This window comes from Ruegeria sp. F5, from assembly GCF_056533845.1.
Genome location: NZ_JBQFOU010000003.1, coordinates 39,153 through 54,353 on the forward strand (window position 1 = coordinate 39,153; position 15,201 = coordinate 54,353).

At 60.6% G+C, this 15,201-nt stretch carries 11 protein-coding genes; 8 read left to right on the forward strand and 3 right to left on the reverse strand.

All coding sequences use genetic code 11. The annotated features are described in order from the left end of the window. Nucleotides 1–13: 13 nt before the first annotated feature. Nucleotides 14–1,093 carry an AbrB family transcriptional regulator gene (locus ACR0K1_RS05075; RefSeq protein WP_480849480.1) on the reverse strand — a complete coding sequence of 360 codons (1,080 nt, stop codon included), beginning with the start codon at nucleotides 1,091–1,093 and terminating at the stop codon, nucleotides 14–16. Between the two features lie 62 nt (nucleotides 1,094–1,155). Between ACR0K1_RS05075 and ACR0K1_RS05080 the strand changes: the two genes are divergently transcribed. Continuing rightward, a complete protein-coding gene (locus tag ACR0K1_RS05080; RefSeq protein ID WP_480611157.1) occupies nucleotides 1,156–1,833 on the forward strand; it encodes a GntR family transcriptional regulator in 678 nt (225 codons plus the stop codon). Nucleotides 1,834–1,866: 33 nt separating this feature from the next. Here the strand turns inward: ACR0K1_RS05080 and ACR0K1_RS05085 are convergent, their stop codons facing one another. Then, the gene (locus ACR0K1_RS05085) at nucleotides 1,867–3,912 is read right to left on the reverse strand and encodes an ASKHA domain-containing protein (RefSeq protein ID WP_480611052.1); all 2,046 of its coding nucleotides are present in this window, start codon (nucleotides 3,910–3,912) and stop codon (nucleotides 1,867–1,869) included. A gap of 216 nt (nucleotides 3,913–4,128) precedes the next feature. Here ACR0K1_RS05085 and guaB point away from each other — a divergent pair, with 216 nt between their 5' ends. From guaB to ACR0K1_RS05100, 3 genes are all read left to right on the forward strand, one after another. Beyond that, a complete protein-coding gene (gene guaB / locus ACR0K1_RS05090; RefSeq protein ID WP_480611049.1) occupies nucleotides 4,129–5,577 on the forward strand; it encodes an IMP dehydrogenase in 1,449 nt (482 codons plus the stop codon). A gap of 35 nt (nucleotides 5,578–5,612) precedes the next feature. Further along, nucleotides 5,613–6,773, forward strand: a complete 1,161-nt coding sequence (locus ACR0K1_RS05095) for an RsmB/NOP family class I SAM-dependent RNA methyltransferase (RefSeq protein ID WP_480849074.1) — start codon at nucleotides 5,613–5,615, stop codon at nucleotides 6,771–6,773. A 106-nt stretch (nucleotides 6,774–6,879) separates the two neighbouring features. Then, nucleotides 6,880–9,171, forward strand: a complete 2,292-nt coding sequence (locus tag ACR0K1_RS05100) for a two-component system sensor histidine kinase NtrB (protein WP_480849076.1) — start codon at nucleotides 6,880–6,882, stop codon at nucleotides 9,169–9,171. 3 nt (nucleotides 9,172–9,174) lie between these two features. On the opposite strand, the gene ACR0K1_RS05105 is transcribed toward ACR0K1_RS05100, so the two are convergent. Then, on the reverse strand, nucleotides 9,175–9,768 hold the full coding sequence (locus ACR0K1_RS05105) for a sulfotransferase family 2 domain-containing protein (protein ID WP_480611042.1): 594 nt from the start codon (nucleotides 9,766–9,768) through the stop codon (nucleotides 9,175–9,177). Nucleotides 9,769–9,960: 192 nt separating this feature from the next. Here ACR0K1_RS05105 and recA point away from each other — a divergent pair, with 192 nt between their 5' ends. From recA to ACR0K1_RS05125, 4 genes are all read left to right on the forward strand, one after another. Next, nucleotides 9,961–11,025, forward strand: a complete 1,065-nt coding sequence (gene recA / locus ACR0K1_RS05110; protein WP_480611039.1) for a recombinase RecA — start codon at nucleotides 9,961–9,963, stop codon at nucleotides 11,023–11,025. A 175-nt stretch (nucleotides 11,026–11,200) separates the two neighbouring features. After that, a complete protein-coding gene (alaS, locus tag ACR0K1_RS05115; RefSeq protein ID WP_480849080.1) occupies nucleotides 11,201–13,873 on the forward strand; it encodes an alanine--tRNA ligase in 2,673 nt (890 codons plus the stop codon). Nucleotide 13,874: 1 nt separating this feature from the next. After that, a complete protein-coding gene (locus tag ACR0K1_RS05120) occupies nucleotides 13,875–14,162 on the forward strand; it encodes a DUF1330 domain-containing protein (RefSeq protein WP_480611034.1) in 288 nt (95 codons plus the stop codon). A gap of 371 nt (nucleotides 14,163–14,533) precedes the next feature. Continuing rightward, a complete protein-coding gene (locus ACR0K1_RS05125; RefSeq protein ID WP_480611031.1) occupies nucleotides 14,534–15,145 on the forward strand; it encodes a transglutaminase-like cysteine peptidase in 612 nt (203 codons plus the stop codon). The last annotated feature ends 56 nt before the right edge of the window (nucleotides 15,146–15,201 follow it).

Here is a 15,201-nt window from a genome sequence, read left to right on the forward strand (position 1 = left end):
TCCTTGAAAACGATCAGGTCTTTGGCCCGAACCACCGGGCCAGCAGGTTCGCTGCGATGGGTGCGCCGATGATGACCAGCACGATCCGCGTCAGGTGGTGGGTGATGACAAAGCCCAGATCCGCCCCGGTCACGATGGCCAAAACCGTCATTTCGGCCTGCCCGCCGGGTGCGAAGGCCAGAAAGGCCTCGACCGGGCGGCCAAGGCCCAGCGTGGTGACCACGGCGGTGAAGCTGGCCGCGAGGATGGCGAGCAGGCCGACATAGGCCACGCCTGCCGCCACAACGCGCCTGAGTTCCCGCATCGTGACGCCGACAAATTGCACGCCGATGCCGCAACCGATGAAGAACTGCGCCGCCAGAATGGCCTCGCGCGGGGGGCGGGTGTGGATGAAATCCCCCAGCGACAGCGCTGCGGTCAGGATCATGGGGCCCAGAATTGACGCTCCGAAAAGCCCGATGCGTTCGCCGCCTTTCCATCCGACGATTGCAGCGAGAACCATCAACAGCAACTCGTGAACCGGAAGCTGGCTTGCGGGTTCACCAATGGGGTTCGTCAGTTCAGCGTCGTAAAACACCGTCAGGAACAATGGGGCCAGGGTCACGATGATCAGGACACGGGTGCCGTGGATCAGGGACAGGGTGCGGGGGTTGGCGCCGGCCTCGGTGCCGAAGATGATCATATCCTGCAGCCCGCCCGGCATGGCGGCGTAAAACGCCGTTTTGTCGTCAAAGCCCCAGACTTTGCGGAAAAAGGGCACTCCGACCAATGCGATCAACAGGATGAACAGTGGCACCAGCATGATCGAAGCCGCCATTTTGGGAAGTTCCGCGAACAGGCTGGGTGTGATTGACGCCCCGACCGCAACACCCAATATGGTGCGTGCGGCGACCGACACCTGGCCAAAGCCTTTCAGCGGCGCATGCGCCAGCGCGGCAATCAGGCAGGCGGACATTGGACCGAACAGAAAGGGCAGGGGCAGGCCCAAAAGCCAAAACACAGCAGTTCCCAAAGCCGCGACGGCGATGGTCAGGCCGCGTTGCTGCAAAAGGGGGTATTTTGAGGTCTGTGTCGGCAAAATGGTCGTTCCCACCACGTTGACTTCGAAAGTATCCAAATGTATCCAAGAAAACGCAATAAGGATTTATGAGTGGAATGACAAGTCAGGACGACTCGATTCAACCCGGCCCACAAGGCAACTCGACCTATCGGCAGTTGCTAGAGGAGATTCGCGATGGCACCCTGTCGCCGGGGGATCGGCTACGGGAAATCGAACTGTCAGAGCGGCTGGGCGTCAGCCGAACCCCCGTGCGCGAGGCCATTCGGCAGCTTGAAGCGGATGGGCTGGTGTCTCATATCCCGAGGCTGGGCGCGACGGTCCGCAGTCTTGATTATGCCGAGGTCATGGAACTGTATGAAATGCGCGCGGTGCTCGAAGGTACGGCGGCCCGGCTTGCCGCGCGGGCGGCGTCGGATGTTGAGCTTGACGAGCTTGAGGTGCTGAACGGCCAGCTTGCCGATGCGGGCACCGGGCCCAAGGCGGTTCGGCTGAACAGGATCTTCCATGCGACCCTGCTGGATGCGGCGAAGAACCGGTTCTTAACGAAATCCATGCTATCGCTGCAAAAAGCGTTGCTGATTTTGGGGCCGTCCCAATTGCTGGACACCGACCGCGCGGGTGAGGCTGTTGCAGAACACACCCGCATCATGGATGCACTGAAAGCCCGCGACGGTGCCGCTGCCGAGGCTGAGATGCGGGCCCATGTCCGGGCCGCGCAACGTATGCGTATCCGGTCATTGCAGGACCGGGATCGGGCGGGCGATCAGGGCTGACGGGGACCATCAGCCATTTGAACGCGTACGGATTCAGCCGCGACGGCGACGGCGGCGGCCGGTTCCGGATTCGGAGTCTCCGCCGGAGTTGAAACTTGGGTTCGGCAGGGTGACGACCTGAGCCAGCTCCGGAAACGGGTCGGTTTTGTGCGGGATCGCGTTGGCGGCGACGAAATGGTCCTGAAACTTCGGCTCGATGGCGGTTTCGACCTTGGTGATTTCTCGCACGACACGTTCGATCTCGGCCCGGGCCGCGATGTTGCACAAAGCGATCCGCGCACCGGTTCCGGCGGCGTTGCCTGCGCTTGTTACCTTGTCCAGCGGCGCATCCGGGATCATGCCCAGAACCATCGCGTGTTTGGTCGAGATATGCGCACCGAACGCCCCCGCCAGCACCACGCGGTCGACGGTATCGACCTCCATCTCATCCATCAGCAGGCGCGCACCGGCATAAAGCGCGGATTTCGCCAGTTGGATCGCGCGAATATCGCCTTGGGTGACGGTGATGCGCGGGCCGCCCTCGGCGCTGGCGTCATGGATGAGATAGGCGTGGGTGCGCCCTTCGGGGATGCAGCGGGCGGCGCCGGTTTGCTCGGCAGACCCGATCAAACCGCTTTCGTCCAGCAGACCGGCGATGCGCATTTCCGCCACAGCCTCGATAATGCCCGAGCCGCAGATGCCGGTAATGCCCGTGGTTGCGATGTCTTTGTCGAACCCGTCCTCGTCCGACCATTTCTCGGACCCGATGACGCGGAAGCGGGGCTCTTTTGTGGCGGGGTCGATTTCGATGCGCTCTATGGCCCCGGGCGCTGCGCGCTGGCCCGAGCTGATCTGCGCGCCCTCGAAGGCAGGACCGGTGGGCGAGGAACACGCCAGAACACGGGTCAGATTGCCCAGCAGGATTTCCGCGTTAGTGCCCACATCCACGATCAGCACTAGGTCTTCGGACTTGCCGGGTTCCTCGGACAGCGCCACAGCCGCGCAATCCGCGCCCACATGGCCCGCGATGCAGGGCAGGATATAGACCTGCGCGCGAGGGTTCATGTTGGTCAGGTCCATCTCGCGCGCGGGTAGCGAGATAGCTTCGGACGTCGCCAGTGCAAAGGGGGCCTGACCCAGTTCCACCGGATCGAGGCCCAACAGCAGGTGATGCATGACCGGGTTGCAGACGAACACCGTCTCGACAATCAGCGCGGCCTCGATTTCGGCCTCATCGGCGATCGAGGTGGTCAGATCATTGATCGCCTCGCGCACGGCTTTTGTCATTTCCTTGTCGCCGCCGGGGTTCATCATGGCGTAGGACACCCGGCTCATCAGGTCTTCACCGAACCGGATTTGCGGGTTCATCAGCCCCGAAGAGGCCTTGACCTGACCGGTTTCAAGATCGGTCAGATGCGCCGCGATGGTGGTCGAGCCGAGGTCGATTGCCAGACCATAGAGGCCACTTTCATGCAAGCCTGGCCAGATTTCCACGATGCGGGCCACGTTGTCTTTGTGGCCTTTGTGAACGGCGACCGTGACCTCCCACTTGCCCTTGCGCAGGGTGGGCTGCAGTTTCGACATCAGCGACAGGTCTGCAGTTACGGCGTCGATGTTCCACTGCTCACGCAGGGCGCGTTCCAGCCGCTCCAGATCGCCGGTGGGGGAATGCATGTCGGGCTCTTCGACGACAACGAAATACAGCCGCGTGGCCGGGTCCATCGTGATCGCACGCGCGGCGGCGGCCTTGCGCACGACCTGACGGTGGACCTGGCTTTCAGGCGGCACGTCAATCACCACGTCGCCCTGCACCGTGGCCTGACAGCCCAGACGGCGGCCCGGTTTCAGGCCGCGCTTGTCGTCATAGCGCTGCTCGACGGCGTTCCATTCGCTCAGCGCGCCGTCAGAAACGGTGACGCCGTGTTTGGGAAATTCACCATAGCTGGGCGTGATCTGGCATTTCGAACAAATCCCGCGCCCGCCGCAGACCGAATCCAGATCGACTCCCAACTGCCGCGCTGCCGTCAAAATCGGCGTGCCAAGCGGGAAATGCCCGCGTTTGCCCGAAGGGGTAAAGACGACAAGAGGGTCGGTGGTCATGATCGGCCTGCCTTTGTATCCGCACGTATGCCGCGCAAGATATGGTTTTGCGCGCAAAGGGAAAGGGCAATCAGCGGCACGTTTATGGCTGGTTGCGTCGTTTTGCGGCGCGGCATTGTCCTGTCTGCGCCAACAACTTGAGGATGGGGTCTTTTCCTTGGGTCAAAACCATGTAATAGGGTCAGCGCCAAACGGGCTTATGCATGGGGTTTTCAGATGCAGATTCGCGAGGCACTCACCTTTGACGACGTTCTACTGGTTCCGGGCGCATCCACCGTGCTTCCGGCGACGGCGGATACGACCACGCGTGTGACGCGCGAGATCACCATGAACATCCCGCTTCTCAGTTCGGCCATGGATACGGTGACCGAGGCCCGCATGGCCATCGCGATGGCGCAGGCCGGTGGGATTGGCGTTGTCCACAAGAACCTCTCGGTCGAGGAACAGGCCCGCGAAGTGCGGCGGGTCAAGCGGTTTGAATCCGGCATCGTCTACAACCCGGTCACCTTGCGCGCGGATCAGACGCTGGCGGATGCCAAGGCGCTGGTTGAACGCTATAACTTCACCGGCTTCCCGGTGATTGATGGGGAAGGCCGTGTCGTCGGGATCGTGACGAACCGCGACATGCGTTTTGCGACATCCGATGACACGCCGATCAAGGCAATGATGACTGCCGACAATCTGGCGATGCTGCAAGAGCCTGCCGATCTGGAAGAGGCCAAAAGCCTGATGAAGGCCCGCCGGATCGAAAAGCTGCTGGTGGTTGACGGTCAGGGCAAGCTGACGGGGCTTTTGACGCTGAAAGACACCGAACAAGCCGTGCTGAACCCGACCGCCTGCAAGGACCGTCTGGGCCGTTTGCGCGTCGCCGCTGCGACCTCGGTCGGCGATGCGGGGTTTGAGCGATCCGAGCAACTGGTGGATTCCGGCGTCGATATTATCGTGGTGGATACCGCACACGGGCATTCTCAGGGCGTGCTGGACGCGGTGAAGCGGGTCAAGACCCTGTCGAATGAGGTGCAGATCATCGCGGGTAACGTCGCCACGGGCGAGGCCACCAGGGCGTTGATCGATGCGGGCGCGGATGCGATCAAGGTGGGGATCGGACCGGGCTCGATCTGTACCACGCGGATGGTGGCGGGGGTTGGTGTGCCTCAGCTGACAGCGATCATGGATTGCGCGGCGGCGGCGCAGGACGTTCCGGTTATCGCCGATGGCGGCATCAAGTTCTCGGGTGATTTCGCCAAGGCGATTGCGGCGGGCGCCTCATGTGCCATGGTCGGATCGATGATCGCGGGCACCGATGAAAGCCCGGGTGAGGTGATCCTGTATCAGGGCCGCTCGTTCAAATCCTATCGCGGCATGGGCAGCCTGGGCGCGATGGCGCGCGGCTCGGCGGATCGGTATTTCCAGAAGGACGCGGCCAGCGACAAGCTGGTGCCCGAGGGGATCGAGGGGCAAGTGCCCTATAAAGGCTCGGCCAGCGCAGTGGTGCACCAACTGGTTGGCGGCCTGCGCGCGGCGATGGGTTACACCGGCTGCGCGACGGTCGATGAGATGCGCCGGAACTGCAATTTCGTCAAAATCACCGGTGCGGGTCTGAAGGAAAGCCACGTGCATGACGTTCAGATCACCCGCGAAAGCCCGAACTATCGGGTGATGTGAGGTCAGCCCTCACGGACGGACGGACGAGATACAACATGACCCCTGCGGCGCGCGTTCAGGCCTCGATTGAAATCCTTGACCAGATTTTGGCTGACCAACCGGCGGAAAAGGTGCTGACAGGGTGGGCAAGGCGCAGCCGGTTTGCCGGGTCCAAGGACCGGGCAGCGGTGCGGGATCATGTCTTCGATGCGCTGCGCTGTAAGCGGTCCTTTGCGGCGTTGGGCGGGGCGGATACCGGTCGCGGTCTTATGATTGGTGCGGTCCGCGTTGCTGGGGGCGACCTTGATGCGTTGTTTTCCGGCGGCAGGCACGCGCCTGAGCGGATCAATGCGACCGAACAAAGCCGGGGTTTCACGTCGGATGCCGAGCGATACGACATCCCTGACTGGCTCTGGCCCGGCTTCGTGGCCTCGCTGGGGGATGAGGCGATTGGGGCGGCGCAGGCTCTGCAAAGCCGCGCGCCTGTTCATCTGCGGGTCAATCTTCTGAAGTTCGACCTTTCAGCGGCAATCGCTTCACTGGCCGCCGAAGGTATTTCCACCCATGCGCACCCAGCCTGCGACACGGCGTTAGAGGTGGTGGAGGGCGCCCGAAAGATCGCCCAAAGCCGCGCCTATACCGATGGTTTAGTCGAGCTTCAGGACGCAGCCAGCCAGGCGGTTGTCGCGGCATTGGACCTAAGACCCGGAATGCGGGTTCTGGACTATTGCGCGGGCGGGGGCGGCAAGTCACTGGCGCTGGCAGCGTATGCGGGCGTCGACGTTTTTGCCCATGACATCGACCCCGGACGGATGCGTGACCTTCCAGCCCGCGCCGAACGGGCCGGGGCCAAGATCAAAATGCTGTCCACCGATCAGATCGCACGCCACGCGCCGTTTGATGTGGTGCTAACGGATGCGCCCTGCTCGGGCAGCGGGGCGTGGCGCCGCGCGCCTGCCGGAAAATGGGCGCTGACCGAGGGGCGCCTGCACGAACTGACCGCTATCCAGTCCGGTATTCTGGACGAAGTCGCCAGCCTGGTGCATCCGGACGGGGTCCTCGCCTATGCGACCTGTTCGATGTTGCGGGATGAGAATGGTCTGGTCGTTGACAGCTTTTTGAATACTCACCCGGATTGGCAGCAGGTGTTTCGGAAATCATGGCAGGTTTCTCACGGGACAGATGGGTTCTTTACGGCGCATCTTAAGCGGCAGTGACGCATTGAGCATCAACCTAGAATGGAAAACCTGACTTGCTGCGATGTTAAGCGGGCGTTAACCAAATTGCGCTGGTAATCCCCTGAATCCATTGCCCGAGTCATTCATGTCAGACACTGCAGAACCGTTTTCAGACCCAACGCTACGCCAAACGCCTTCTATCTCTCGCTTGTTACCACTGCTTCTGCTGGCCGTCGGGCTGGGTTTTGGCCCCTTTGCGGGGCTGATTCCGGCGGATTGGGCGGCGGCTTTGCATGTCGTCGGCTTCTCGGTTCTGGGTGCGGTTGCGCTGTTCTGGGCCAAAGGGCGGTTGGCGGATCGATCCGCGCGGCAGGCCGTCGCCGTGATGGCAGCTTTTGCCGAACAGGATGACGCCCCATGCCTGATCGCCAATGCTCAGGGCGACATACTGGTTGCCAACACGCACGCCCGCGAACGGTTTCACGCGGAGCCGGGCCAGAGTCTGGCCGAATGCGTGCGCACCACTTTTGCCGACCCCTCGGCGCTTTTACTGCGCCTGCAATTTCAGGCGCAAACACAGGGGCGCGCGGCAGAGGAAGTTGTGACCCGAGGCTCCACGACCCCGGTGTCGGTTTTCCGGCCCGGGCCGGGCGTGTTCTGCTGGCGGTTTCGTCTGGATCGGTCGGATCACTGGAACGACGCCGAGCTTCCTATCCTGACCGAAGGTCGAAACGGAGTTGTGCTTCGCGCCAATAACGCAGCCCTCCGACTTTTGGGGTACAGGCCCAAATCCACGGATCAGGTGTTTCAGGGTGATGCCCCGTCAGACGGAATTGTCTGCCAGTTGCAGACCGAGTCCGGGCCGCTTCCGGTTGCTGTTTCGCAGCTTTCCCGCTCTGGCATAAGCCGCAATCTGATTGCGCTGCCGCTGCAAGAGACGGGGCGACAAAGCCCCGAGACATCCATCGCCGATCTGCCGGTCCCGATTTTGCGGCTGACCGCCGACGGCGCGATCCTCGAGGCCAATCGCCTTGCCAGCAAGCTGTTGGGAACAAGCCGGTTGCACGACACAAATATCAGCCAGATCATGCAGGGCCTCGGGCACCCGATACTGGACTGGTTGGCCCGGACCGCTTCGGGCGAAGAAGCGCCACGGTCCGAGTTTCTGCGGCTCAGCCGCGAGGATAAAGAGGTGTTTGTACAGGTCACTCTGGGCCGGGACGTAATCGAAGGTCAGGTCTGCCTGATCGCGGTTATGAATGACGCGACCGAGCTGAAGACGCTCGAGGCGCAGTTCGTGCAGGGCCAGAAAATGCAGGCCGTCGGCCAATTGGCGGGCGGTGTGGCGCATGATTTCAACAATTTGCTGACTGCGATATCCGGCCATTGTGATCTGCTGCTGCTGCGTCACGACCAGAACGATCCGAACTACGGTGACCTCGTTCAGATACATCAGAACGCCAATCGCGCCGCTGCGCTGGTCAGTCAGCTTCTGGCGTTTTCGCGCAAACAGACCCTTCGCCCCGAGGTTCTGGACCTGCGCGATACGATCTCAGACCTGATTCACCTGCTGAACCGTCTGGTGGGGGAAAAGATCCAACTAACACTCAGCCACGATCCGATCCTCAAACCTGTTCGGGCGGATAAGCGCCAGCTTGAGCAGGTGCTGATGAACCTTGTGGTCAACGCGCGCGATGCCATGCCTGAAGGTGGCGAAATCCGGATCGAGACCGGGGTGCTGAACGTGACAGACCCGTTCCGGCGCGACCGTGCAACCGTTCAGCCCGGCGAATACGCAACGGTCAAGGTGATCGACAGCGGCACGGGTATTCCGGCGGACAAGCTGCAAAAAGTGTTCGAGCCGTTTTACACCACCAAACGCACGGGCGAGGGAACCGGTCTTGGCCTGTCCACGGCCTATGGCATCGTCAAGCAAACCGGCGGCTTCATCTTTGTGGACAGCACGCCGGGCACAGGAACCGAGTTTTCGGTTCTTCTGCCGGTGTGCGGAGCGACCTCTAAGCCCGCACCGGTGATCGAGGACCAGCCAAACGTCAAAAGCGCAGGGCAAGGGGAAGGGGTCGTTTTGCTGGTGGAAGACGAAGCCCCGGTCCGGGCCTTTGCCACCCGTGCGCTGCGGCTGAAAGGATACACTGTGCTCGAGGCGGAATCCGCCGAAGACGCTTTGAAACTGCTGGACGATCCTGACCTGACGGTCGATGTTTTCGTCACGGATGTCGTGATGCCGGGCATGGATGGGCCAACCTGGGTGCGACAGGCGATGCAGGCCCGCCCGGATGTGCGCGTCGTTTTCGTGTCGGGCTATACCGAAGGCGCGTTTGGCGATTCCGGGCCGGAAATTGCAAACTCGACCTTCCTGCCCAAACCGTTCTCGCTCAATCAACTGACCGAGGCTGTGTTTCAGCAACTGAACTGAAGGTCACTGAGCCGACTGGTGAATTTCAAACTCGGCCGTGTGGGTTCTTCTGAACTTGCGCTCGGTTTCTGCAGTCAGGGACAGGTCGCGTGGCGGAGATACGTTTTCGCGCGCCGGGTTTAGCTCGATATCCAGCCTGTCCTGCAGGAAGTTTAGAATTTTGTCCTGATGCTCGTATTTGAAGATATGGGTTGCTCCGAATCCATTGCTTCGGGTGCGGAAAAACTGGCTTTGACTGCCGACATCGGCAAATTCGGGCCGTGGATTTTGCATGTAGGCCTGCACAAACTCATCAAAGCTCAGATCGCGGGTCGAATGCGGATGGCCGATACGGTCTTGTCGGCTGCGGAACCGGTACCAACTGCCCAGCCAGTCGATGGGTTCGCGAACAACTGCCATGATTTCCATCTCGGCGTCATACATTTTACGAAAAATGTTCTGAAAAAACCGGTCATATCTGCGAACGGGCGCGTGTTTCAGCTCGGGCGGGCCGGTCACCACAAGGTCGGCGCGGTCGCGCAAGGCCGAGTGATACGCGGTGCTTCCGGTTTTCGGGACAGCAAGAAACGCCAGACGTTCCTTATAGAAAACAAGCATTTAAAGGCCCTTCGCGAACAATTCCATCAGGTGCAGATTGTCGTAAACGACTCTTTAATACAATTGCGGAACAGTAGGCCTTGTAAGTTTTAGTTGAAATGTTCTCTTTTTGGTCCCATAAAGAACAAGAGGCGAACAAAGCAGCGATTGCCGCCCGTCAAAGGGTGTGACAAAAGGGATAGTGACAGGACAATGGCGGATCTTCTGACGATGAGCGACAAGAAAAACGCAGACAAGCAAAAGGCGCTCGACAGTGCGCTGGCACAGATTGAGCGGCAATTTGGCAAAGGCTCGATCATGAAGCTGGGCGAGGATGCCAAGCAGGATATCGACGCAAGCTCTACCGGCTCGCTGGGTTTGGACATTGCGCTTGGGATCGGCGGTCTGCCGATGGGGCGGATTGTCGAAATTTACGGGCCGGAAAGTTCCGGTAAGACCACGCTGACCCTGCATTGTATTGCCGAACAGCAGAAACGCGGCGGTGTCTGTGCCTTTGTTGACGCGGAACACGCGCTGGACCCGCAATATGCCCGCAAACTGGGCGTCGATCTGGACGAACTGCTGATCTCGCAGCCCGACACCGGCGAACAGGCGTTGGAAATCACCGATACGCTGGTGCGGTCGGGCGCTGTGAACATGGTCGTAGTCGACTCGGTGGCGGCGCTGACGCCGAAATCGGAACTCGAAGGCGACATGGGTGACAGCAGCGTGGGCGTGCAGGCCCGGCTGATGAGCCAGGCCATGCGGAAACTGACCGGATCGATCAACCGCTCGAACTGCATGGTGATCTTTATCAACCAGATCCGGATGAAGATCGGCGTGATGTTCGGCAGCCCGGAAACCACAACCGGTGGTAACGCGCTGAAATTCTACAGCTCGGTCCGTCTGGACATCCGCCGCATCGGCGCGATCAAGGATCGGGACGAGGTGGTCGGCAACCAGACCCGCGTGAAGGTCGTCAAGAACAAGGTGGCGCCTCCGTTCAAACAGGTGGAATTCGACATCATGTATGGCGAAGGCATCTCGAAAATGGGTGAGTTGCTGGATCTGGGCGTCAAGGCTGGCGTGGTTGAGAAGTCGGGTTCTTGGTTCAGCTATGGCGACGAGCGGATCGGGCAGGGGCGTGAGAACGCCAAGCAATATCTGCGCGACAACAGCCGCGTGGCCTTCGAGATTGAAGACAAGATTCGCGCGGCGCACGGTCTGGATTTCGACATGCCACCGCAAGCGGAAGAGGATGATATCCTCGAGGCTTAAACACGCTGACGGGAACAGCAGAAATCCCCCGGCATCCCGAAGATGCTGAGAATACTGGAACAGGGCGGTCCATCGGGGCCGCCTTGTTTCGTTTCGGGCGCGTGGGCTGTGGACAGTCTGCGGGCGCGGGGCTAAACCTTTGCAGACCCGAATGATTGCGCGCCGAGAGAGCCCCATGCCCACGCTGAACGATATCCGATCAAACTTTCTGAACTACTATGCAAAACAGGGGCATGAGGTTGTGGCGTCCAGCCCTCTGGTGCCGCGCAACGACCCGACGCTGATGTTCGTGAACTCGGGCATGGTGCAGTTCAAAAACCTGTTTACTGGTGTCGAGACCCGCGATTATCAGCGCGCCACAACGGCCCAGAAATGTGTGCGCGCGGGCGGCAAGCATAATGACCTCGACAATGTCGGCTATACCGCGCGGCATCATACGTTTTTCGAGATGTTGGGAAACTTCTCGTTCGGGGATTATTTCAAGCCCGAAGCCATTCCTTTCGCGTGGGAACTGATCACCAAGGAATTCGGAATCGACAAAAATCGCCTGCTGACAACGGTTTACCATACCGATGATGAGGCGTTCGAGATCTGGAAGAAGGTCGGCGTGCCCGAGGACCGGATCATTCGGATCGCCACCAGTGACAACTTCTGGCAGATGGGCCCCACCGGCCCGTGTGGGCCGTGCACTGAGATTTTCTATGATCACGGCGATCACATCTGGGGCGGCCCTCCGGGCTCGGCCGAGGAAGACGGCGACCGGTTTATCGAAATCTGGAACATCGTTTTCATGCAGAACGAGCAGTTCGAGGACGGCTCGATGGTGGAACTCGACATGCAGTCGATCGACACAGGCATGGGGCTGGAACGGATCGGGGCCTTGCTGCAGGGCAGCCACGACAACTATGACACCGATTTGTTCAAGACGCTGATCGAGGCGTCGGCGGACGCGACAGGCGTCGATCCCTATGGCGACCAGAACGTGCACCACCGCGTGATTGCGGATCACCTGCGTTCGACCTCGTTCCTGATTGCCGACGGGGTTATGCCCTCGAACGACGGGCGCGGTTACGTGCTGCGCCGGATCATGCGCCGCGCCATGCGTCACGCGCATCTGCTTGGCGCGAAGGACCCGGTGATGCACCGGCTGGTGCCCTCGCTGGTGCAATTGATGGGTGCGCAGTATTCCGAACTGGGGCAGGCACAGGCGCTGATCGAAGAAACGCTGCTGCTGGAAGAAACCCGGTTCAAGCAGACCCTCGACCGCGGTCTCAAGCTGCTGGATGATGAAGTCGCAAGCCTGCCGGACGGCGCGGCCTTGCCTGGGGATGCAGCGTTCAAGCTTTACGACACCTACGGCTTCCCGCTGGACCTGACGCAAGACGCGTTGCGTGAAAAGGGCCGTACCGTGGATACCGATGGTTTTGACGCGGCGATGGCCGAACAAAAAGCCAAGGCCCGCGCGGCCTGGGCCGGTTCCGGTGAGGCCGCTGATCAGGCTGTTTGGTTTGACGTGCTGGACACTGCCGGGGCCACGGATTTCCTTGGCTACGACACCGAGAAGGCCGAGGGGCAGGTTGCCGCTCTGGTCGTCGATGGCGCTCTGGTCGATAAGATCGAACAGGGGGGCAGCGGCTGGGTCGTCGTGAACCAGACCCCGTTCTATGGCGAGGCCGGGGGGCAGGTTGGTGACTCGGGTGAGATTCGTAGGGTGGAAGAGCGCGACGATGTCGCCCGCGTGGAAGACACGAAGAAGTTCGCGGACGGAAAAGTCTACGCCCACAAAGTGACGGTGGATCAGGGCGCGTTGTCGAAGGGCGATGCGGTCGAGCTTGAGGTCGACCACGCGCGGCGCACGGCGATCCGCTCTAACCACTCGGCCACGCACCTTCTGCACGAGGCCCTGCGCGAGACGCTGGGTGATCACGTGGCACAGCGCGGTTCATTGAACGCCGAGGATCGTTTGCGGTTCGACTTCAGCCATTCCAAGGCGCTGACTCTGGACGAGGTGCACAAGGTCGAACGGCAGGTCAATGAGTTCATCCGGCAGAACTCGACCGTCGAAACCCGGATCATGACCCCGGACGACGCCCGCGCGCTGGGGGCGCAGGCGCTGTTTGGTGAGAAATACGGCGATGAGGTGCGCGTTGTGTCGATGGGCAAGGCACCCACCGGCAAGGGGCAGGATGGCGAAACGTGGTCGATTGAGCTGTGCGGCGGGACACATGTGCGCCAGACCGGCGATATCGGCACCTTTGTCGTGCTTGGCGACAGCGCCAGCAGCGCAGGCGTTCGGCGCATCGAGGCGCTGACCGGGGACGACGCGTTCCAATATCTGTCGGCGCAGGATCACCGTCTGGCGCAAATCGCGCTGGAGCTGAAAGCCCAGCCCGGCGACGTGGTTGGCCGGGTGAAGGCGCTGATTGATGAGCGGAAGTCGCTGCAAAACGAAGTCGCTCAGTTGCGTCGCGATCTGGCGATGGCCGGCGGAGCGGGGCAGGGCAACGGGGCCGAAGCGCAGGACGTGAACGGTGTCAAATTCCTCGCGCAGGCGCTGACAGGTGTATCGGGCAAGGATTTGCCTGCCCTGATCGACGAACACAAATCCCGTCTGGGATCGGGTGCTGTTCTGCTGATTGCGGATACCGGCGGCAAGGCCGCCGTTGCCGCTGGGGTCACGGGCGATCTGACCGACAGGATTTCTGCGGTTGATCTGGTCAAGGCCGCCGTTGTGGAACTGGGCGGCAAGGGCGGCGGCGGACGCCCTGACATGGCGCAAGGCGGCGGTCGGGATGCGGCCAACGCGGATGCGGCCATCAAAGCCGCCGAACAGGTTTTGGGAGGATAAAGTGGCGGCACTTTGGATTGCACATGTCACGGTGACAGATACCGAGGCATACGGAAAATACGCCGAACTGGCAGGACCGGCGATCGCCAATCACGGCGGTGAGTTCATTGCCCGCGCGGCGCGCTACGTTCAACTGGAAGGCAAGGAAAGGCCGCGCAATGTGGTTGCGCGGTTTCCCTCCCTCGAGGCTGCGGTCGAGTGCTACAACTCGGCCGAGTATCAGGCAGCGCTTGATCACGCCCGGGGCGCAAGTGAGCGCGAATTGGTGGTCGTTGAAATCACCGAGTGAGAATCGGTTTTCGGTTCTTCGGCCTGCGTTTTCGGCTAAATGGCCTGCTTGTAAGCGAATTTCGGCTCACTACTTTTCTGGCTCGTCTGGCGCAGGCCAGTGGTGTCGGGTTGTGAGTAAAGTTTCAAAATTGTCATAACTTCTATGCACTTGGCGTGGGGGCTGTTCATCTGCCTTCGCGTCAATTATGGCGCCCCCGTCTAAATTCTTGCGCGAAATGGTCTAAGAAAATGACGAGTTTCCGCCTTTTTTCGCCGCCAATCTGAGCGGGCATTGCGTGAGCAGAGCGATTTGCGGTTAAAGTCCAGAAAGCCGTAAACATGTTCAGTTTGATCGCGATTGCTCGGACAAACTTGGATTGAGGTGCAGGGATGAAATTTTGGGCAGGTCAATTCGGTGCCGCTGGTAAGCGGTTTGCGATCAAGCTGGGGCTTTCCGCCCTTGTGGTTGGCGCGCTGTTTGCTACCCCCCAGGCACACGCTTCAGAAGGCGCATTTATTCCCAGTGTCGCTGCTTCGTCTCCGCCATCGGGCGCGCGGGATTTGTGCCGGCAATATAGTTGGGCATGTTCCTCCAAACGGTCCGTGAAGCTTTCGAGCCAGCAGGAGATGAACATCGTCAAAAACGTTAACCGCCGGGTCAATGCAACAACCCGCGCGATTACGGATCAATCCCAGTACAGAACACAAGAGCGGTGGGCGTTGCCTACGTCACTGGGCGGGGATTGCGAAGATTTTGCCTTGCTGAAGAAAAGGGATCTGATCAAGGCGGGGATCGACCCCAACAAACTTCTGATCGCCACCGTTCTGGATACAAGCCGCACTCCGCACGCTGTTTTGGTGTATCGCTCGGCCAGAGGGGATCTGGTGTTGGATAACCTGACGAACCGAATCAAACCCTGGTCCTCGACCCGCTACCTGTTTTTGCGCATGCAGGACCCGAATCAACCCCGTCGCTGGGTTGGGGTTTACGGAAGAAGCTGACTGCGGACCTGCAGAAAACCAGATTTTTAAGTTAGAACCGGCGCCAGTCATGTTGC